Annotated in this window: 19 protein-coding genes; 9 read left to right on the top strand and 10 right to left on the bottom strand. The window is 73.7% G+C overall.

The window, feature by feature from the left end; translation table 11 throughout:
• Nucleotides 1–15 precede the first annotated feature (15 nt).
• Entirely contained in the window at nucleotides 16–780 is a 765-nt protein-coding gene (locus tag O7611_RS15770; RefSeq protein WP_194799213.1) for a hypothetical protein, read from the top strand.
• On the opposite strand, the gene O7611_RS15775 is transcribed toward O7611_RS15770, so the two are convergent.
• From O7611_RS15775 to O7611_RS15810, 8 genes are all read right to left on the bottom strand, one after another.
• Nucleotides 773–1,387 carry a bifunctional 4-hydroxy-2-oxoglutarate aldolase/2-dehydro-3-deoxy-phosphogluconate aldolase gene (locus tag O7611_RS15775; RefSeq protein ID WP_194799212.1) on the bottom strand — a complete coding sequence of 205 codons (615 nt, stop codon included), beginning with the start codon at nucleotides 1,385–1,387 and terminating at the stop codon, nucleotides 773–775. The two genes, O7611_RS15770 and O7611_RS15775, sit on opposite strands and share 8 nt — an antisense overlap.
• The gene (locus tag O7611_RS15780; protein WP_194799211.1) at nucleotides 1,384–2,379 is read right to left on the bottom strand and encodes a sugar kinase; all 996 of its coding nucleotides are present in this window, start codon (nucleotides 2,377–2,379) and stop codon (nucleotides 1,384–1,386) included. Before O7611_RS15780 ends, O7611_RS15775 begins: the two co-directional genes overlap by 4 nt.
• The gene (locus O7611_RS15785) at nucleotides 2,376–3,218 is read right to left on the bottom strand and encodes a PmoA family protein (RefSeq protein WP_269697134.1); all 843 of its coding nucleotides are present in this window, start codon (nucleotides 3,216–3,218) and stop codon (nucleotides 2,376–2,378) included. The genes O7611_RS15780 and O7611_RS15785 overlap by 4 nt, the downstream gene beginning before the upstream one ends.
• Nucleotides 3,215–3,859 carry a hypothetical protein gene (locus O7611_RS15790; RefSeq protein ID WP_194799209.1) on the bottom strand — a complete coding sequence of 215 codons (645 nt, stop codon included), beginning with the start codon at nucleotides 3,857–3,859 and terminating at the stop codon, nucleotides 3,215–3,217. The genes O7611_RS15785 and O7611_RS15790 overlap by 4 nt, the downstream gene beginning before the upstream one ends.
• Complete coding sequence (locus O7611_RS15795; RefSeq protein WP_194799208.1) at nucleotides 3,856–4,725, bottom strand: carbohydrate ABC transporter permease; 870 nt, start codon at nucleotides 4,723–4,725, stop codon at nucleotides 3,856–3,858. Before O7611_RS15795 ends, O7611_RS15790 begins: the two co-directional genes overlap by 4 nt.
• Nucleotides 4,722–5,702, bottom strand: coding sequence for a carbohydrate ABC transporter permease (locus O7611_RS15800; RefSeq protein ID WP_269697135.1), 981 nt, complete (start codon nucleotides 5,700–5,702; stop codon nucleotides 4,722–4,724). Before O7611_RS15800 ends, O7611_RS15795 begins: the two co-directional genes overlap by 4 nt.
• A gap of 21 nt (nucleotides 5,703–5,723) precedes the next feature.
• Nucleotides 5,724–7,067, bottom strand: a complete 1,344-nt coding sequence (locus tag O7611_RS15805; protein ID WP_194799206.1) for an ABC transporter substrate-binding protein — start codon at nucleotides 7,065–7,067, stop codon at nucleotides 5,724–5,726.
• 97 nt (nucleotides 7,068–7,164) lie between these two features.
• Complete coding sequence (locus O7611_RS15810) at nucleotides 7,165–8,211, bottom strand: LacI family DNA-binding transcriptional regulator (protein ID WP_194799205.1); 1,047 nt, start codon at nucleotides 8,209–8,211, stop codon at nucleotides 7,165–7,167.
• A gap of 241 nt (nucleotides 8,212–8,452) precedes the next feature.
• Between O7611_RS15810 and O7611_RS15815 the strand changes: the two genes are divergently transcribed.
• The 8 genes from O7611_RS15815 (at nucleotide 8,453) to O7611_RS15850 (ending at nucleotide 18,008) form a co-directional block, all read left to right on the top strand.
• The gene (locus O7611_RS15815) at nucleotides 8,453–9,781 is read left to right on the top strand and encodes a Gfo/Idh/MocA family protein (RefSeq protein ID WP_194799204.1); all 1,329 of its coding nucleotides are present in this window, start codon (nucleotides 8,453–8,455) and stop codon (nucleotides 9,779–9,781) included.
• 17 nt (nucleotides 9,782–9,798) lie between these two features.
• Nucleotides 9,799–11,232, top strand: coding sequence for a glucuronate isomerase (gene uxaC, locus O7611_RS15820; protein ID WP_194799203.1), 1,434 nt, complete (start codon nucleotides 9,799–9,801; stop codon nucleotides 11,230–11,232).
• The gene (locus tag O7611_RS15825; RefSeq protein WP_269697136.1) at nucleotides 11,229–12,530 is read left to right on the top strand and encodes an enolase C-terminal domain-like protein; all 1,302 of its coding nucleotides are present in this window, start codon (nucleotides 11,229–11,231) and stop codon (nucleotides 12,528–12,530) included. The genes uxaC and O7611_RS15825 overlap by 4 nt, the downstream gene beginning before the upstream one ends.
• The gene (locus O7611_RS15830; protein ID WP_194799201.1) at nucleotides 12,521–14,005 is read left to right on the top strand and encodes a mannitol dehydrogenase family protein; all 1,485 of its coding nucleotides are present in this window, start codon (nucleotides 12,521–12,523) and stop codon (nucleotides 14,003–14,005) included. Before O7611_RS15825 ends, O7611_RS15830 begins: the two co-directional genes overlap by 10 nt.
• A 34-nt stretch (nucleotides 14,006–14,039) precedes the next feature.
• Complete coding sequence (locus O7611_RS15835) at nucleotides 14,040–15,206, top strand: Gfo/Idh/MocA family protein (protein ID WP_269697137.1); 1,167 nt, start codon at nucleotides 14,040–14,042, stop codon at nucleotides 15,204–15,206.
• A 28-nt stretch (nucleotides 15,207–15,234) separates the two neighbouring features.
• Nucleotides 15,235–16,578, top strand: coding sequence for a pectate lyase family protein (locus O7611_RS15840; protein ID WP_194799199.1), 1,344 nt, complete (start codon nucleotides 15,235–15,237; stop codon nucleotides 16,576–16,578).
• Nucleotides 16,579–16,813: 235 nt separating this feature from the next.
• Nucleotides 16,814–17,272 (top strand): ATP-binding protein, encoded by a 459-nt coding sequence (locus O7611_RS15845; RefSeq protein ID WP_194799198.1) that lies wholly within the window; start codon nucleotides 16,814–16,816, stop codon nucleotides 17,270–17,272.
• Between the two features lie 7 nt (nucleotides 17,273–17,279).
• On the top strand, nucleotides 17,280–18,008 hold the full coding sequence (locus O7611_RS15850) for an HD domain-containing protein (protein WP_194799197.1): 729 nt from the start codon (nucleotides 17,280–17,282) through the stop codon (nucleotides 18,006–18,008).
• Nucleotides 18,009–18,186: 178 nt separating this feature from the next.
• Here the strand turns inward: O7611_RS15850 and O7611_RS15855 are convergent, their stop codons facing one another.
• Nucleotides 18,187–18,603, bottom strand: a complete 417-nt coding sequence (locus tag O7611_RS15855) for a barstar family protein (protein WP_194799196.1) — start codon at nucleotides 18,601–18,603, stop codon at nucleotides 18,187–18,189.
• Between the two features lie 61 nt (nucleotides 18,604–18,664).
• Nucleotides 18,665–19,105: a ribonuclease domain-containing protein gene (locus O7611_RS15860; protein WP_194799195.1), complete on the bottom strand. Its 441-nt coding sequence runs from the start codon at nucleotides 19,103–19,105 to the stop codon at nucleotides 18,665–18,667.
• Between the last annotated feature and the right edge of the window lie 65 nt (nucleotides 19,106–19,170).

Here is a 19,170-nt window from a genome sequence, read left to right on the forward strand (position 1 = left end):
GGACGGAGACGCGGCATGGGTGAGTTGCGCAAGCCGTTCCTGCTGCTGGCCCTGCTCGCGGTGGCGCTCGTGGTCGGCGTGGAGCTGGGCGCGGCGGCCCTGACCGGCGGTGGCGACGCGAGCGGCGCGCTGCGGGACAACGCCGGCCGGCTCGGCGTCGAGCTGGGCGACGTCGGCGCGGTGTCCGAGCCGTCCGGCCGGGGCATCGGCTACCTGGCGCTGATCGACGTGGTGGCGCTCTGGACGACCGGACTGTTCTGCCTGAGCCTGGTGCTGCCGGACCGGATGCAGGGCCGGGTGCAGGGCGTGGCCACGCTCGTCTTCTCGATCGTGCTGCTGCTGGTGTCGCTGGTCCTGCTGATCGTCGCGTTCGTCGAGCTGACGGTGATGGTCTCGCTGTTCCTGGCCCCGCCGTTCGGCACGCTGGCGTACCTCGCGGTGTGGGGGTTCTTCCCGGTCGACGACGCGGCGGTGCTGCTCGGGCTGACGCTGCTGCTCAAACTGGTCTGGGTCGCGCTGCTGCTCGCCGCCCAGCCCCGGTTCCTGCGCAACAAGGGCCTCGTCGCGCTGGCGCTGACCACGCTGCTGTGCACAGTGGTGCTGCAGTTCCTGCACGGCCTGGTGCCGGTGATCCTGGTCAGCATCCTGGACGACGTTGGCGCCGTGGTGTTCGCCGTGGTGGCGCTGATCTGGGCGCTGGTGCTGCTGATCGGGTCGATCCCGGCGATCGTGAAGGCGATCCGGACCACCGCCACCACGTCCGGCCGTACCGTCACCTGACCGCGCCGCCGGCGGCGAGCGTGGCCAGGCGTGGCAGCTGCTCGGGGTCGGTGAGTGCCGACCCGACGGCCACCACGCGCGCCCCGGCGGCGAGGAAGTCACCCGCGTTGCCGGCGTCGACGCCGCCGGTGGCCACGAAGCGGGCCTCCGGCAGCGGCCCGGCCACCGCCCGGAACCAGGCCGGGCCGAGGCTGACCGCCGGGAACGCCTTGAGCCACACCAGGCCGTGGTCGAGGGCGCGCTGCGCCTCGGTCGGCGTGGCCACACCGGGCAGATGCGGCACGCCGAGACCGGCCGCCGCGTCGGCCACCGCCAGGTCCAGGCCGGGCGCCACTGTGAACGCCGCCCCGGCGGCCACCGCGTCGTGCACCTGCGCCGGGGTACGCACAGTACCCGCGCCCACGATCCGGTCCCGCCGCCGCCCGGCCGTCACGGCGGCGCGCAGCGCCGGCACCGCGTCCGGGGTACGGATGGGCACCTCCACCACGGCGATACCGAGATCCCAGGCCAGTTCCGCCAGCCGGACCGTCTCGTCGGCGGGCAGGTCGCGCAGGATCACCATCACCCGCGCGTCGCCGAACAGGGCCTCGAAGTCGTGCCCGCTCATCTGTCGCTCCCTCCCCTGACCGGCGCTCGCGCATCCTCGGGCCACGCCTCGTCCGGCAGCGCCAGTGCCCGCGCGATCGTCTCCGCGTCCGGTGGCGGCGCGGTGTCGCCCGGCACGGCCAGCACCGGCGCGGCGGTCAGGTGCCCCAGCCGCAGGCAGGCTCGCAGGTCGAGGTCGCGCAGCAGCCCGGAGAGGAACCCGGCGGCGAACGCGTCACCCGCGCCGACCGGCTCCACCACGTCCACCGGCAGCGCCGGCACGACCACCGCCGGCCCGGTACGCGGCAGCGCCGTCGCGCCGACCGGCCCGTCCTTCACCACCACCAGTTCCGGGCCCGGCAGCAGCGCACGGACGGCGGCCGGATCGCCCGCCGACCAGAGCACTGCCGCCTCGTCCCGCCCGACCAGCACCACGTCGGCGCGGTCGGCCAGGTCACGCAGGACCGGTCCGGCCCGGTCGGCGGGCCAGAGCGCCGGGCGGTGGTTCACGTCGAAGCTGACCCGGGCGCCGGGCAGCGCGCGCCCGTCCAGCGCTGACACGAGCAGGTCACGGCAGGTGCCGGAGAGCGCGGCGGTGATCCCGGACAGGTGCAGCAGGCGTGCCCCGGCCAGCCCGGGACACGCGAGGTCGGCGGTGCCGAGGCGGCTCGCGGCCGACCCGGCGCGGTGGTAGTGCACGCGGGTGCCGTCCGGCCCCGGATCCTTCAGGTAGAGCCCCGTCGGCGCGTCCGGATCCACTGTGACCAGGCTGACGTCCACGCCCGCGGCGGCGACATCGGCCACCACCCGCCGCCCGAACGGGTCGTCGCCGACCCGGCTGACCCACGCCGCGCGGTGCCCGAGCCGGGCCAGCCCGGCCGCCACGTTTGACTCCGCGCCGCCCACGCCCACCCTGAGCCGCGCCACGCGCTCCAGCGACCCGCCGTCGTCAGGGGCGAGAACCACCATCGTCTCGCCCACGCACACCACCTCCGGCCCGCCCGTCGGGCTCATGGCGTCACTCCCAGGCGGGCCGACACGTCGGCCGGGTCGAGGTCGCCGTCGGCGACGAGCACGCGGTGCCGGTTGTGCCGCAGCTGCCCGGCCGCGACCACCGCCGGGGCGTCGAACGCGTACGCGACGCAGACGCCCGGGTACATGGCGGTGCGTACGAACCACCTGTCACCAGGCCCCAGACCGGTGAACACCAGCGTGTACGCGCCACCACCGGGAGCGGTGGCCGACAACGCCAGCCAGGGCGCGGCCGAGCCGTTCACGTCGCCCTCACCGATGGCGTCGGCGGTGCGGACGCGCGGTTCGTCGTCGGCCACGGCACGCCAGAAGAAGCCGCCGTAACCGGCGCCGCCCGGGCGGCCGTTCGTGGCCGGGCTGCCCAGGTGCACGTCGGCGCCGGTGGCGGAGGTGAGCGTGGCGGACAGGTCCAGCCACCACGCGTCCTCCCCGGCCGGCGCGGCGGTGATCCGCCGGTGCTCGCGCAGCAGCACCCGGCCGTGCCGGTCCCGCCACTCCAGATCGTGGTCGAGCCGGTCGGCGGCCCGCTCCCGCCAGCCGGTGTGCGCGATGACGCCGTGGTCGTCGCGCCAGGTGTAGCCGGTGCCGCGCACGTACGTCCGGCCGCCCCACAGGTTGACGCCGTCCACGTCCTGCACCGCAAGTGACGCCCCGAGGTGCCAGACGTGGTCGGCCGGGAGCGCGTCGGTGACCGGGGTGCCGGCCCGGGTGCGCACCGGATGCAGGTACGGCCGAGGGCCGTGGCGGGGATCCAGGTCCGGCCGGACCAGGTACCGGGCCACCTCGACGCCGCCCACTACCAGCCGGGGTTCGGCGGTCACGACGGCTCCGGGGCGGGGACCGGGCGGCGGGCGTCGAGCGCGTGCAGCGCCGCGAGGGTGTACCCGCCGAGGATCGGTACCGCGACCGGCGTGACCAGCACACCCAGCACCACGGCGAGCGCGCAGACGCCGGAGGCGGCGGCCCACACGCCGGGGCGCTGCGGGCAGGTGCGGGACACCTCACGGGCGGCCGTCCGCCAGCCCCGGCCGCCGGTGCGCCCGACGGCGACGGCGACCAGGCCCGCGTACCCGAGCAGGACCGCCACCACGACGGCGGTGAGCGCGAGCGCGGGCCCGCCGCCTGGTACCCGGCCGGTGGTGAGCGCGGACAGGTCGGCGGCGAGCAGCGCGGCGGCGGCCAGGGCGACGGCGCTCACCGCCAGCCCGGCGGGCAGCGCGCGGCCGAACCGGGTCAGGCTGGTCCGCGCGTCGGGCCAGGCGCCGGTGACCGACCTGTCGTGCAGCGCGGCACTGGCGGTGGCGACCGCCGGGGCGAGCGTGAGCACCGGCAGCGCGGCGAGGGCCACGGCGAAGCCGAGCAGCGCCAGGTCGGTCGCCTCGCGCAGCGTGTCCCGCCAGTCGGCACGGGCCGGCGCGGGGTGGGCGGATACGGCGTCGGTGGGTACAGGCACGGCGGTCATCCCTTCAGCCCGCTGGTGTTGATGCCCTCGACGAGCATCCGCTGGAAGGCGAGGAAGAACAGGAACACCGGCAGCAGCGACAGCACCGACATGGCGAACATCGGGCCGACGGCGCTCTGGCTCGTCGAGTCGATGAACAGGGTCAGCGCCACCGGGACCGTGTAGTCCTCCAGGCTGGACAGGAACACCAGTTGGCGGAAGAAGTCGTTCCAGGTCCAGATGAACGAGAAGATCGCCGTGGTGACCAGCGCCGGGCGGCTCAGCGGCAGGATGACGTGCCGGAACACGCCGTACGGGGACGCGCCGTCGATGGTGGCCGCCTCGTCCAGCTCGCGCGGGATACCGCGCATGAACTGCACCATGAGGAAGACGAAGAACGCCTCGGTGGCCAGGAACTGCGGCACCAGCAGCGGCAGGTACGGCCAGTCGCCGCCGACCAGGCCGAGGCTGCGGAACAGGATGTACTGCGGCACGATCAGCACGTGCCCTGGTAGCAGCAGCGTCCCGATCATCACGGTGAACCACAGCTTGCGCAGCCGGAACCGCAGCCGGCCCAGCGCGTACGCGGCGAGCAGGCAGGACAGCGCGTTGCCGACGACGGTGAGTGCGCTGACCACTGCGCTGTTGAGGAAGAACCGGCCGAAGCTGATGTCGAAGTTGGTCCAGCCGTCGAGGTAGTTGCCCGGGGTGAACTCCTCCGGCAGCAGGCCGACGTTGTTGACGATCTCGGCCTGCGACTTGACCGACGTGCCGAGCATCCAGAACAGCGGGTAGAGCACCACCGCGACGATCACCACGAGCACGACGAGCCGCAGGACGTTCCGGCCGCTGCCCGGCCGGCGGCGAGCGACAGTGAGCGCGGTCATGAGTCGTCTCCGTCCGAGTAGTGCACCCAGAACCGGCCGGTGCTGAAGAAGACGGCGGTGATCACGCCGATCGCCACCAGGAACACCCACGCCATCGCCGACGCGTAGCCCATCTCCAGGTCGGTGAAGCCGGAGATGTAGAGCTTCAGCGTGTACATCAGGGTGGAGTCGACAGGGCCGCCGGTGCCGTTGCTGAGCACGAACGCGGCGGTGAAGCCCTGGAAGCCGTTGATGGTCTCCAGCACCAGGTTGAAGAAGATCACCGGGGAGAGCATGGGCAGGGTTACCGCGCGGAAGCGCCGCCACGCCCCGGCGCCGTCCACGGCCGCCGCCTCGTACAGCTCGGTGGGCACCTGCTTGAGCCCGGCCAGGAAGATCACCATCGGCGCGCCGAACTGCCAGATCGCCAGCACCATCAGTGTCTCCAGCGCCCAGTCCGGGTCGCTGACCCAGGGCAGCCCCTCGACGCCGAACAGGGCGAGGAACGAGTTGAACGCGCCGTCCCGGTTGAACATGTTTACCCAGACGATGGCCAGCGCGACACTGCCGCCGAGCAGCGACGGCAGGTAGAACAGGCTGCGGAACAGCCCGACGCCGCGCCAGGCCCGGTTGAGCAGTAGCGCCACGCCGAGGGCGGCGGCCAGCTTCAGCGGTACGGCGACCAGCGCGAACGTCAGCGTGACCCGCACCGCGTGCCAGTACGACGGGTCGGCGGTGAACATCCGCTCGTAGTTGGCCAGCCCCACCCACCGCACCTCGGACAGCGGGGTGAGGATGTCGTAGTCGGTGAAGCTCAGCCAGAGCGACAGCAGCATCGGGATCGCCGTGACGCCCATCAGTCCGATGAGCCAGGGCGAGAGGAAGACGTACCCCGCCAGGCCCTCGCCGAGCCGGGCCCGGCCGGCCCGACGCCGCGTGGGGCGAGGGCCGGCCGGTCCGGTGCGCGGGGTCCGGCCGGGCGCCGTGGTGAGAGCCACGGGACCGGTCCTTTCGTGGGGTCAGGCGATCGCGGACTTGCAGGCGGTGACGAACTGCTCCGCCGCCTGGGCCGGGGTGGCGCGGCCGTACTGGGCGTTCTCGGCGGCCTTCACGAGCTCGGACTTGACCTTGCTGTGGCCCTTGATCGGCACCTGGGGCGAGGCGCCGAACTTCTGCGCCAGGTCGGACTCGACCTGGATGGACTGCTTCATGGCCGGGTCGGTGGCGGTCTCGCTGACCTTGGCGCGCAGGTCCATGTTCGACGGCAGACCGCGGTCGGTGCCGAGCAGCGCCACCGCCTCCGGGTCGTTGTTGAGGAAGTTGATCACGTCGACGGCGACGTCCTTGTGCTTGCTGCCCTTGAACACCGACCAGTACATCGAGGCCCGAGCCCACTGGGCGCTCGGGTCACCCGGGTAGGCGATCACGCCCAGTTCGTCCTTCGTGTTCTTCTTCAGGTCCGGCATCTGGTTGACCCAGACCCAGGAGGTGGCCGACTTGCCGGTGACCACGAGTTGCTTGGTGATGTCGCTGGAGTTGCCCTCGTGGATGACGTCCGGCGTCGGGGTGGCGCCCCGGTCCCGCGCGCCCTTCCACAGCTCGAACCACTTCGTCACGTCCTCGGCGGTGAAGCCGAGCTCCTTGCCCTGGTACAGGTCCTTGCCCTGCTGGCGCAGCCACACCCAGAGCGCCTTGTAGTCGGCGCTCGGGTCCTGGGTGCCGGGAACCTTCGTCTTCTTCGCCACCTGCTCGGCCCAGGCGATGTGCTCCTCCCAGCTCATCCCGGTGGTCGGCTCGGGCAGCCCGTTCTTGGTGAGCAGCGTCTTGTTGTAGACCAGGCCCTGGGTGTTCTCCCCGGCGGCCACCCCGGCGAGCTTGCCGTCGACCACGCCGTACTCCAGCAGGCTCTTGGGGAACTTCGACACGTCGAGCTTGCCGGAGTCGCGGTAGCTGCCCAGGTCGAGCGTGGTGCTGCGGCCGGCGTACTCGGCCAGGTAGTTGTCGTCGATCTGGAACAGGTCCGGCGGGTTGCCGCCGGCGGTCAGCGTGGCGAGCTTGTCGAAGTAGCCCTGGTTGGCCTGCCAGGTCTTCTCGAACGTCACCTCGGGGTGCTTCTTGGTGTAGAGGGCCAGGGCGTCCTCGGTGAGCTTCGCCCGGGCCTCACCGCCCCACCAGAAGACGGAGAGTTTGACCGGGCCGCCGTCGCCGCCGGCGTCGTCGTCGCCGCAGCCGGCCGCGCCCAGGGCGAGCGGCACGGCGAGCGCGACGGCGGCCAGGCCGCGCACGAGTCGGCGTCGGGTCAGGGGGGTACGGTGATCCCGCCCGGCGGGTACGCCGGCGGTGGGGGACGTTGCGGGGTGCATCTGCGCTCACTCCTCGGCTGTGGGAGGCGACGACGTCACCGGCGGCCGTCCACGGGCCGCCCGGGTCCGCAGTGCTGTGCGGGCCCGGGCCACCTGCTCAGGCTCCGGTGCCGTCCCGGCCGGGCGCGGGGACGGGCCCGGTCGAGTCGCGGACGACCAGTTCGGTCTGGAGCATTACCTGTGCGGTGGTGCGACGGTCGCCGGCCGCCGCGCCCCGGCCCCGGGCGCCACGCGGCGCGTCGGAGTCGAGTTGCAGCAGCATGTCGACGGCCGTCCGGCCGGCGGCCGCGGTCGGCGTGGCCACCGTCGTCAACTTGGGGCGGGTGAGCCGGCTCAGCGCGATGTCGTCGACGCCGACGACGCTCACGTCGTGCGGCACCCGCGCCCCGATCGCGTCCAGCCCCTCGATCAGGCCGATCGCCATCAGGTCGTTGTAGGCGAGCACGGCGGTGACGCTGCTGCGGCGTACCTGTTCGGCGAGCGCGCCGCCGCCGGTCTCGGTGGGCTGGTTGGGTCCGAGGACCGTCAGTTCCGCTCCCCCGCCCCGGGCGGCGGCGGTCGCGGCGCGGCGCATCTCCCGGGCGGTCCAGGAGCCGCGCGGGCCGCCGAGCAACGCGATCCGGCGGTGACCGAGCCCGAGCAGGTGCTCGATCGCGGCCCGGGCGCCCTGCCCGACGTCCATCATCACGCAGGGCAGGCCGGCGACCTGGCGGTTTATCACCACCACCGGGACCTCGCGGCTGACCTGCTCGATCAGGCTGTTGCTCATCCGGGGGCTGCACAGCAGCACGCCGTCGACCTGCTTGGCCAGGGCGTGGACCAGATCCTCCTCGGCGACCGGGTCCTCGTTGGTGTCGGCCACGAACACGTGGTAGTCGCGGTGCCGGGCCTGCCCCTCCGCCGCCTTGATCAGCGGCGGGAAGAACGGGTTGGCGATGTCGGCCACGATCAGGCCGATGTTGTGCGTACGGCCGGTGATGAGGGCCCGGGCCGCCCGGTTGGGCCGGTAGCCGAGGTCCTCCGCGCAGGCCAGCACCCGGACCCGGGTCTCCGGGTTGACCAGGTGCGGGGCCGAGAACGTCCGGGAGACGGTGGAGATGTGCACACCGGAGGCGCGGGCGACGTCCCGGATGGTGGCTGGCACGGCGGGCTCCCTCGTCCGATGTGGTGGGCGTCACGGGTGCCGCCCATTAATGCAAACGGTTGCGCCCGTGTCAACGGTCCATTGTTGCAGCTCGATTGCGCAGACGTTCCCGCCACGTGCATGAATGCCCATCAATACGGATGGATAGGGCGGCTTGGGCGGCAACCGTTGACGACGCATCCACAGTCATGGTTTCTTCGGCTGCAAACCTTTGCAGCCGACTGGCGGGGAGGCCGACGTCATGTCACCACCGGCCCGGGAACGGGTCCGCCACGCCCTGGTGGGTGCCGGGGCACGCGCCGAGATGTTCGTCAGTGCCCTCGCGCTCGACCACGCCGACACCGCCGAACTGGTGGCGCTCGCCGACGTCAACCACACCCGGATGGACGCCCACAACCGCTGGCTGGCCGAGCTGGGCCACCCGCCGGTGCCCACGTACGCCGCCGGTGACTTCGCCGCCATGCTCGCCAAGGAGCGGGTCGACGTGGTGCTGGTGACCAGCGTGGACGCCACCCACGACGAGTACGTGACGGCGGCGCTGCGGGCCGGCTGCGACGTGGTCGTCGAGAAGCCGATGACCGTGGACGCGCAACGGTGCCGCCGCATCCTCGACGCGGTCGCCGAGACCGGCCGGCGCGTCACCGTCGCGTTCAACTACCGCTACAACCCGCTGCACGAACAGGTCCGCCGGCTGCTCGCCGACGGCGCGGTGGGCGAGATCGGGTCGGTGCACTTCGAGTGGCTGCTCGACGTGCGCCACGGCGCCGACTACTTCCGCCGCTGGCACCGGGACAAGTCCGTCTCCGGCGGGCTGCTCGTGCACAAGTCCGGCCACCACTTCGACCTGGTCAACTGGTGGCTGGACGCCCGCCCGGTCGAGGTGCACGCGTACGGCCGGTTGTTCTTCTACGGCGCGGACGGCCGCCGGCACGGCTACGCCCGCGACTACGACCGGGCGCACGGCTCCCCTGCCGCCGACGGGGACCCGTTCGCGCTGCGCCTGGCCGACCACCCGCGCCTGCGCGAGCTGTACCTCGACGCCGAGGCCGAGGACGGCTACCACCGCGACCGCAACGTGTTCGCCCCCGGCGTGACCATCGAGGACGACCTCGCGGTGCTGGCCCGCTACGACACCGGCGCGACCATGACCTACCACCTGACCGCGTACGCCCCCTGGGAGGGCTACCGGGTCATGGTCAACGGCAGCCGGGGCCGTCTCGAACTGGAGGTGACCGAGAGCGACCACGTCAGCCCGTCCGTCGCCGGTGCGCTCAAGGGCGCTGCGCTGCACGGCGACGAGGCGGCGGTGGAGCAGGGCACGGCCCGGCTCACGCTGCGCCCGTTCTGGGCGCCGCCGCAGGAGATCCCGGTCGAGGGCTGGACCCGGCGCGGGCACGGCGGCGCTGATGCCCGGATGACCCGGGTGCTGCTCGGCGGCGAACCCGACCCGCTCGGCCGGGCCGCCACCGCCCGGGACGGCGCGCTCGCCCTGCTCACCGGCCTGGCCGCCAACCGCTCGCTGGAGACCGGCGCACCCGTCCGGGTCGCCGACCTGCTCACCCTGCCCTGACCGAGGAGCCCGCACCCGTGCCGATCATCTCCCCCAGCGATCTGCTGCTGCCCGCCGAGCCCGGCCTGCGCGCCCTGGCCCGAGAGCTGTACGCGCTCGCCGCCGAGCAGCCGCTCATCTCCCCGCACGGGCACGTCGACCCCGGGCTGCTGGCCGAGGACCAGCCCTTCCCCGACCCGGCCCGGCTGCTCGTCGTACCCGACCACTACCTGACCCGGATGCTGCTCAGCCAGGGCGTACCCCCGGCCGACCTGGGTGTGCCGAGCGTGGACGGCAGCCCGGTGGAGACCGACGGGCGGACCATCTGGCGGCGCTTCGCCGCGCACTGGCACCTGTTCCGCGGCACCCCGTCGCGACTGTGGCTGGAGCAGACGTTCCGGAACGTGTTCGGCGTCGACACGCCGCTGAGCCCGGACACCGCCGACACCGTCTACGACGCGCTCGCCGCGCGCCTGGCCGAACCGGGGTTCCGGCCCCGGGCGCTGTTCGAACGCTTCGGCATCGAGGTGCTCGCCACCACCGAGTCGCCGCTGGACGACCTGGGCCGGCACGCCAAGCTCGCCGCCGACGGCTGGGGCGGGCCGGGCGGCCGGGTGGTCACCACGTTCCGGCCCGACGACGTGGTGGACATGGAGTTCGGCAACTGGTCGGCCAACGTGGACCGGCTCGCCGAGCTCTCCGGCGAGGACACCGGCACGTACGCCGGCTACCTGGCCGCGCTGCGGGCCCGGCGGGAGGCGTTCGCCGCCGCCGGCGCCACCTCCACCGACCACGGGCACCCGACCGCCCGTACCCTCGATCTCAGTCCGGCGCAGGCCGCGGCCCTGTTCGACAGGGGCCGGCGCGGCCTGGCCGACGCCGCCGACGCGGAGGCGTTCCGGGCCCACATGCTGCTGGAGTTCGCCCGGATGTCGCTCGACGACGGCCTGGTCATGCAGCTGCACCCGGGCGCGGTGCGCAACCACAACCGGTGGCTGCACGCCCGGCACGGCCGCGACGTGGGCGGGGACGTGCCGCAGGCCACCGAGTACGTGCACGGCCTCGCCCCGCTGCTCGACGCGCACGGCAACGACCCCCGGCTCACGGTGGTGCTCTACACGCTCGACGAGGACACGTTCACCCGGGAACTCGCCCCCCTGGCCGGCGGCTACGCGGCGCTGCGCCTCGGCGCGCCCTGGTGGTTCCTGGACTCCCCCGAGGTGCTGCGCCGGTTCCGCGAGGCGGTCACCGAGACGGCCGGCTTCTACAACACCGCCGGGTTCGTCGACGACACCCGCGCGTTCTGCTCCATCCCGGTACGCCACGACGTGGCCCGCCGGGTCGACGCCGGTTTCCTCGCCCGCCTCGTCGCCGAGCACCGGATGACCGCGGACGACGCCGCCGAGACGATCGTCGACCTGGCGTACCGGCTGCCGAAGCAGGTCTTCAAGTTCGGAGGTGGGCCTTCATGACCACGATCGTCGACGTCGAGGTGCACGACGTGCGCTTCCCCACCGCCGCCAGCGGCGACGGCTCGGACGCGATAAACAGGGGCGACTACTCGGCCACGTACGTGGAGCTGACCACCGACGGCGGGCCCACCGGCACCGGGTTCACGTTCACCAACGGCCGGGGCAACGAGATCACCTGCGCGGCGGTCCGCGCGCTCGCCCACCACGTCCGCGGACGCACCGTCGCCGAGATAGCCGCCGGACCCGTCGCGTTCTGGCGCTCCCTGGCCGCCGACGTGCAACTGCGCTGGCTCGGGCCGGAGAAGGGCGTGATCCACATGGCCACCGGCGCGCTCGTCAACGCGGTCTGGGACCTGCGCGCCAAGCTCGCCGGCAAGCCGATGTGGCGCCTCCTCGCCGAGATGCCCACCGACGAGCTGGTCGCGACAGTCGACTTCCACCACATCACCGACGCGCTCACCCCCGACGAGGCGGCGGCCATCCTCGACAAGGGACGAGACGGCCTGGCCGACCGGCTGGCCGCGCTGGAACGCGACGGGTTCCCCTCGTACACCACGTCGGTGGGCTGGCTCGGCTACCCGGACGAGCAGGTGCGCGCGCTGACCCGCGACGCGTACGCGCAGGGGTGGCGCGCGATGAAGATGAAGGTCGGCGGGCGGATCGAGGACGACCTGCGGCGGGCCCGGATCATCCGGGCCGAGATCGGCCCGGACGCGCTGCTCATGATGGACGCCAACCAGGTATGGGACGTGGACGAGGCGATCGCCGCGATGGGCGTGCTCGCCGAAGTCGACCCGTACTGGATCGAGGAGCCCACGCACGCCGACGACGTGCTCGGGCACGCCCGGATCGCCCGCGCGGTGACCGAGCTGACCGGCGGCCGCTGCCGGGTCGCCACCGGCGAGGTCGCCGCCAACAAGGTCATCTTCAAACAGCTGCTCCAGGCCGAGGCGATCGGCGTGATGCAGGTCGACGCGTGCCGCGTCGGCGGCGTGGACGAGGTGCTCGCCGAGCTGCTGCTGGCGGCGAAGTTCGGCGTGCCGGTCTGCCCGCACGCCGGCGGCGTGGGCCTGTGCGAGTACGTGCAGCACCTCGCGATCTTCGACCACGTGCGGGTCGGCACGAGCCTGGACGGCCGCATGGTCGAGTACGTCGACCACCTGCACGAGCACTTCACCGACCCGGTCCGCACCCGGGGCGGGCGCTACCTGCTGCCCACCGCGCCCGGCTACAGCGCCACCATGCGCCAGGAGTCGATCGCGCGGTACCGGTTCCCGGACGGCCCGGCATGGCGCTGACCCCCGACCGGCTCGGCCTGGCCACGCTGCGCCACCTGCCGCCGGAGTCCCGGCCGCTGCTGCGCCCCGGCACCGTACCGGCCGGCATCGTCCACCTCGGCCTCGGCGCGTTCCACCGCGCCCACCAGGCCGTGCACACCGAGGCGGCGGTCGGCGCGGCCGGCGGCGACTGGGGCATCGTCGGCGTCGCGCCGCGCAGCACCGACGTGGTCGACGCCCTGGCCGCGCAGGACTGCCTGTTCAGCGTCACCACGCTCGCCCCCGACGCCGCGACGACCCGGGTGGTCGGTGCGCTCGCCGGGGTACGGCACGCCGCGAGCGACCCGGACGCGGTGGCCGCCCTGCTCGCCGACCCGGCGATCCGGGTGGTCACGCTGACGGTGACCGAGAAGGCGTACCGGCTCGATCCGGTGACCGCCGCGCTGACAGTGGACGCGGACCTGACCGCCGACCTCACCAGCGGCCGTCCCCCGCGTACCGTGCCCGGTCTGCTGGTGCGTGGGCTGCTCGCCCGCGCCGCCGCCGACGCCGGGCCGATCGCGCTGGTGAGCTGCGACAACCTGCCCGCGAACGGGCGCCGCCTGCGCGGCCTGGTGGAGCAGTGCCTCGCGCTGGCCCGGGTGCCGGACGCGACAGCCGAACGGGTGCTCACGGCGGTGACCTGCCCCGGCACCATGGTCGACCGGATCGTGCCGGCCAGCACCGACGAGACCCGGGACACCGCCCGGCGGGCGCTGGGCGTGACCGATCTGGCGGCGGTCGCCGCCGAACCGTGGTCGCAGTGGGTGATCGAGGACGACTTCCCCGGCGGCCGCCCGGCCTGGGAACGCTCCGGCGCGATCCTCACCGGCGACGCCGGCCCGTGGGAGCGGCTGAAACTGCGGGCACTCAACGGCGTGCACTCCGCCACCGCGTACCTCGGTGCGCTGGCCGGCGCGGAGACGGTGGCCGAGGCGCTGACGCTGCCGCACCTGGACGCGGTGCTGCGGCGGCTGCTCGCCGAGGAGATCGCGCCGAGCTTCACCCCGCCGCCCGGCGCCGACGTTGCCGGCTACGGCGAGCAGGTGCTCGCCCGGTTCGGCAACCCGGCGATCCGGTACCGGACGACGCAGGTCGCCATGGACGGCTCGCAGAAGCTGCCGCAGCGGGTGCTGCAGACAGTCGCCGACCTGCGGGCCGCCGGCCGATCGGCGCGGTGGAGCGCGCTCGTGGTGGCCGCCTGGCTGCGGTTCCTGCTCGGGTACGCCGACGACGGCCGGCCGCTGCCGCTGGACGACCCGCTCGCCGACCGGCTGCGCACCGCCCTCGCGGCCGGAGCGCACACCCCGGCCGGGGTGGTGGACGCGGTCTTCGCGCTCCGCGAGGTGTTCCCGGCCGACCTGGCCGACGACGACGAGTTCCGTGCCGACGTGACCGGCTGGCTCACCGCGCTGGAACGCCACGGCGTCCGGGCGACCCTGGCGGACGCCCGGTGACCGGCGGCGCGCCGCGACCGGCGGGGTTTAGCCGGTGAGTGGCAACGACCCGCCGCGGGTGGCGCTGATCGGGGCGAACGGGCACGGCCGCTGGCACCGCCGGACCATCGCGGAGCTGCACGCCGCCGGGCGTGCACGCCTGGTCGCGCTGGTCGACGTGCGGCCGCTGGAGGCCGAACCGGAGGCGCCCGTCCCACCGGAGGCGGCCGTCCTCACCGACCACCGGGACATGCTCGCCGCGTGCCGCCCGGACGTGGTGGTGATCTGCACGCCACCGCACACCCACCTGCCGATCGCGCTCGACGTACTGGCCGCCGGGGCGGACCTGCTGCTGGAGAAGCCGCCGGTGCTCGACCTCGCCGAACACCTGATGCTCACCGAGGCCGCGCACGCCGCCGGCCGGGCCGTGCAGGTCAACTTCCAGGCGCTCGGCTCGGCCGCGCTGACCGAACTGACCGGCGCGCTCGGCCGGCTCGGCCCGGTCACCGGCATCGCCACGCTCGCCGCCTGGCAACGCCCGGACGCCTACTACGCCCGCTCCCCCTGGGCCGGACGGCGAACCGTCGACGGCCGCCCGGCGCTGGACGGCGCGCTCGCCAACCCGCTCGCGCACGCGCTCATGCAGTGCCTCGCCGTCGCCGAATCGGTCACCGGCGCACCGGTACGCCCGGCCCGGATCGCTGTGGAGCGCTACCGGGTCCGCCCGATCGAGGTGGACGACACCACAGTGCTGCGGCTGACCCCGCACGCCGGGCCGCCGGTGCTGGCCGCGCTCACCCTCGCCGCCGAGGAACACGTCCCCGGGGAGGTACTCGTCACCGGCGAGCGTGGACGGGCGCTGCTGGAGTACCCGACCGACCGGCTGCGGCTACCAGGCGACGACGCGCCGCGCCCGGTGCCCGGCCGCCGGGGGCTGCTGGCGAACCTGCTCGACCACCGCGCGGACGGCACGCCGCTGATCGCGCCGCTGGCGCGTACCGAGCCGTTCACCGCGGTGCTGGACGCGCTGCGGGACGCACCCGTTCCGACGCTGCTCGACGGGGACCTGGTAGGCGAGGCGGGCGACGGCCCGCAGCGGGTGCGGATGGTGCGGGGCGTCGGCGCGGTGCTGCGGGCCGCCGCGCAGACCGGCGCGCTGCCGTCCGAGGCGGGCGTGCCGTGGGCGGTCAAGCCCCATGTGGTGGACCTGCCAGTGCAGTGAATGTCCCTCCAGGAGAACGGAACGAGTCATGCGTACCCGAACCGCAGTCGTCGCGGCGCTGACCGCCGCGCTCGTCCTCACCACCGCCGCGCCCGCACCGGCCGCACCCGGTGAGCCGTCCCGGGCCGCCGAGCTGATCGGCCGCCAGGCCCTCGCCGCGAACGACGGCTGGGCCGCCGCCGGCACCGGCACCACCGGCGGATCGGCCGCCACGCCGGACCGGGTACGCGTCGTGCATACCCGCGCCGAGCTGGTCGCCGCGCTCGGCGGCGACAACGCCACGAACGCCGCCGACGGCACCGCCAAGATCGTGTACGTGGCCGGGACAATCGACGGCTTCGAAGGCCCGGACGGCACGCCGCTGGACTGCGCCGACCTGGCCGACCCGGAGTACTCGCTGGCCGCCTACCTGGCCGCGTACGACCCGGCGACCTGGGGCCGGACGAACCCGAGCGGGCCGCTGGAGGCCGCCCGGGTGCGGTCGGTGGCCGCCCAGACCCGGCAGACCCAGATCAACGTCGGCTCCAACACCACGATCATCGGTTTGCGCGGCGCCCGGCTCACCGGCCTGACGCTGATGATCGACCGGGTGGACAACGTGATCGTGCGCAACATCGAGTTCACCGACGCCCGGGACTGCTTCCCCGCCTGGTCCCCCACCGACGGCGACACCGGCAACTGGAACTCCCAGTACGACCAGATCTCGGTGCGGCGCAGCGAGCACGTCTGGATCGACCACAACACGTTCACCGACGGCGACAACCCGGACAGCGCCCAGCCCGTCTACTTCGGCCGGCCCTGGCAGGTACACGACGGCTCGGTGGACGTCACGCACACGGCCAGCCTGGTCACCGTCTCCTGGAACCGGTTCACCGGCCGGGACAAGGTGATGCTGATCGGCTCGTCGAACACCGTCGGCCCCGACGTGGGCCGGCTCGACGTCACCGTGCGGCACAACCTGTTCGACGGCACGCTGCAACGCCTGCCCCGGGTGCGGTTCGGCCGGGTCGACGTGCACGAGAACCACTACCGGCTCGGCGGGCCCGGCTTCGCGTACGCCATCGGCGTCGGCGTGCAGTCCGCCCTGTACGCGGAGAACAACTTCTTCACCCTCACCGGCGACACCGCCCCGGCCGACCTGCTCTACGACTGGGGCGGCACCGCCCTCACCGAGCGCGGCAGCTGGGTCCGGCAGGGTGACCGCCTGCCCCGGCCGGTTGACCTGCTCGCCGCGTACAACGCCGTCCACGACCCGGACCTCGGCGGCGACGCCGGGTGGGCGCCCACGCTGCGGGCCGCCCGGCCGCTGCCGACCCCGCTGGTCCCGTTCGTCGTGGACGCCTTCGCCGGGGCCGGCAGACTGCCGCTCTGACCTGCTCCGGAGCCCACCCGGCGACCGGGCCGGCGTCCCTGCGGGGATGCCGGCCCGGCGTCGTCATCGGCCCGCCGGCTGACACGCCGCCGCCGATGCGCGATGATCACGTTGACGGACATCGCCGCCGGGGGAATGAATCGGCGGCCACCGGGGACAACAGGGTGAGAATCAGGCGGTGAGAGCGCGAGTGGGCGCCCAGGCCCGGGGACGGGCACGGGACGGAGGGCCGGACGTGACGGGTGGGACATCCGGCGACGTCGGCCCGGTCCTCACCATCGACCTACCGGCCGACCCGGCCCGGCTCGCCGCCACCCGGGAACGGTTGCGCGGCTGGCTGCACGCCCAAGGCGTGAGCGAGTGGGACGTCGACACCGTCCTCATCGCCACCGGCGAGGCGTGCGCAAACGCGATCGAGCACGGGTACCGCTTCGCGCCGGAGGGGATCACCACGCTGCGGGCCGAGCTGCGCGGCGACCGGTTGGAGATCGAGGTACGCGACCAGGGCGGCTGGCGGGCAGCCGACGGCGACGACAGCGGCGACCGGGGGCGCGGGCGGCTGATCATGGCGCGGGTGATGGACGAGGCCACCATCGTCGGCACGCCGGAGGGCACCTGCGTACGCCTGGTCAAGCGCCTCACCGGCGACGTGAGCGGCCCGGCGGGCACCGGATCTAGCGAAGATCAGCTATAAGGGACGCATGGAGTTCCCCGCGTACCTCGCCACCATGCCGATGCACGCGATCACCGAGATCCACGGCGAGCCCGGCCTGCTGGCCCGGTTCCGGCTGGAGATCGAGGCGTTCGACGAGACCGCCCGCGACCGGCTGACCGAGGCGCTCGACCTGGCCGCCGACCTGCACCGCGACGACCGGCGGGTACGCGAGCCGTACCTCAACCACCTGCTGCGGGTGTCGATCCGGCTGATGCACCACTACCAGGTGCGGGACGTGGACGTGATCGTCGCCGGGCTGCTGCACGACGCGGTCGAGGACCACCCCGCCGAGCTCGCCGGGCTCGACCCTTCGGCCACCGGGCCCGACGTGACCTCGGCGGCACTCGCCGCGCTGTCCGGCCGGTTCGGGTCGCGGGTCGCCCGGCTGGTCGCGGCGGTCACCAACCCGGCGTACGACCCGGGCCGGGACCGCGACGAGCAGTACCGGGAGCACGTGGCGGCGAGCCTGGAACGGGAACCCTGGGCGCGGGTGATCAAGGTGTCCGACTTCACCGACAACGGCGTGGGCGTGATCCACACGGTCGGGCCGAAGGTGGCCCGCGCCGCCGCCAAGTACCGCCCGCTGGTGCCGCTCTTCCGTGACCTGGTCACCCGGCCCGACACACCGCTGTCACCACCGGTCAAGCAGCACATCCTGGCCCAGCTCGACCTGGCCGAGGAACGCTTCAGCGCCATCCTCGACCACCCCGCCTGACGCCACCCGCGCACCACCCGGCTCGCACTCATCCTCACCTCGCCACTTCCCCGACCTGGCGCCCGGCTCGCCAGTTCCCCGAAGTGGCCGCATCCCCACTCACCGGACCCCACCACTTCCCCGACCTGGCGCACGGCCCACCACTAGGCCGGGGAAGTGGCGGGGAAACGGCACCCGGTCAGGCGGGCGCGGGTGGGCCGGCGAGCCGTCCGCCGAGCACGGCGGCGACGCGGTCGCGCAGGGCGGGCAGGCGGTCGGGGTGGTCGTGCAGCACCACCCGCAGCGTCTCGTGGCCACCGGCGGCGACCGCGCCCAGCACGTCCAGCAGCGTGCCGAGCTGGGCGGGCGGCTCGTCGGCGAGCAGGTCCGCCGCGTCGGTCACGACGACTGTCAGCGGACCGGCGTCGAGGCGGTCGGCGAGCGCGTCGGCGAGGGCGTCCCAGTTGCGGCCGTACCAGTCGGGCAGTTCCAGCGCACCGGCCAGCGTCTCGTGCAGCCCGGCCCGGGTGCGGCCGGCCGTACCGGAGACCGGCACACCGTCCGGTTCGGACGGAGTGCCGACGTACACGAGCCAGGCCGGCAGCCGCGTACCCATGATCCGTCCTTTCCCGACGGCGCCGACCGGGCACTGCGGGCCCGGCCGGCGTCGAGGCTGCTCAGAGCCGGTAGAAGTTGGCGTAGTGGTCGGGTGAGAACCAGGTCGCCCCGGTGCTCTTGTTGACCACGATCCGGTACGCGTCCCGGGAGGCGTTGCAGGCGCGCGGGTACACGTCGTACTCGTAGTAGGTGGCGCCGGTGGGCAGCTGTCCCTCGTAGTTGTAGAACCGGCCGCCGGCGAAGTTGCACTTGCCGCCGCTCCACGAGTACCAGCCGCGGCTGGTCGGGAAGCTCTTCGCGGACCAGCCGGATCGCGCGGTGCGCGCGTCGGCGCAGCGGGACTGCGTGCAGGAGCCGTAGACGGCTGCCGCAGCGGGCTCGGCGAGGCGGGTGGAGACCGTGGACGGTGCGACGAGCGCGGCGGCGGCCACGGCGGTGACCAGGGCGGACGCGGCGAGGGCGCGGCGTACGCGGGCGACGGCGGCGCGGAGCGGGGTCAAGGGATCCTCCTTGAACGGGACGACAGCGCATCGATCAGCATTGATGGCCGAACGATGCTCAGTCT

This window comes from Micromonospora sp. WMMC273 (assembly GCF_027460285.1).
Taxonomy (GTDB): domain Bacteria; phylum Actinomycetota; class Actinomycetes; order Mycobacteriales; family Micromonosporaceae; genus Micromonospora; species Micromonospora aurantiaca.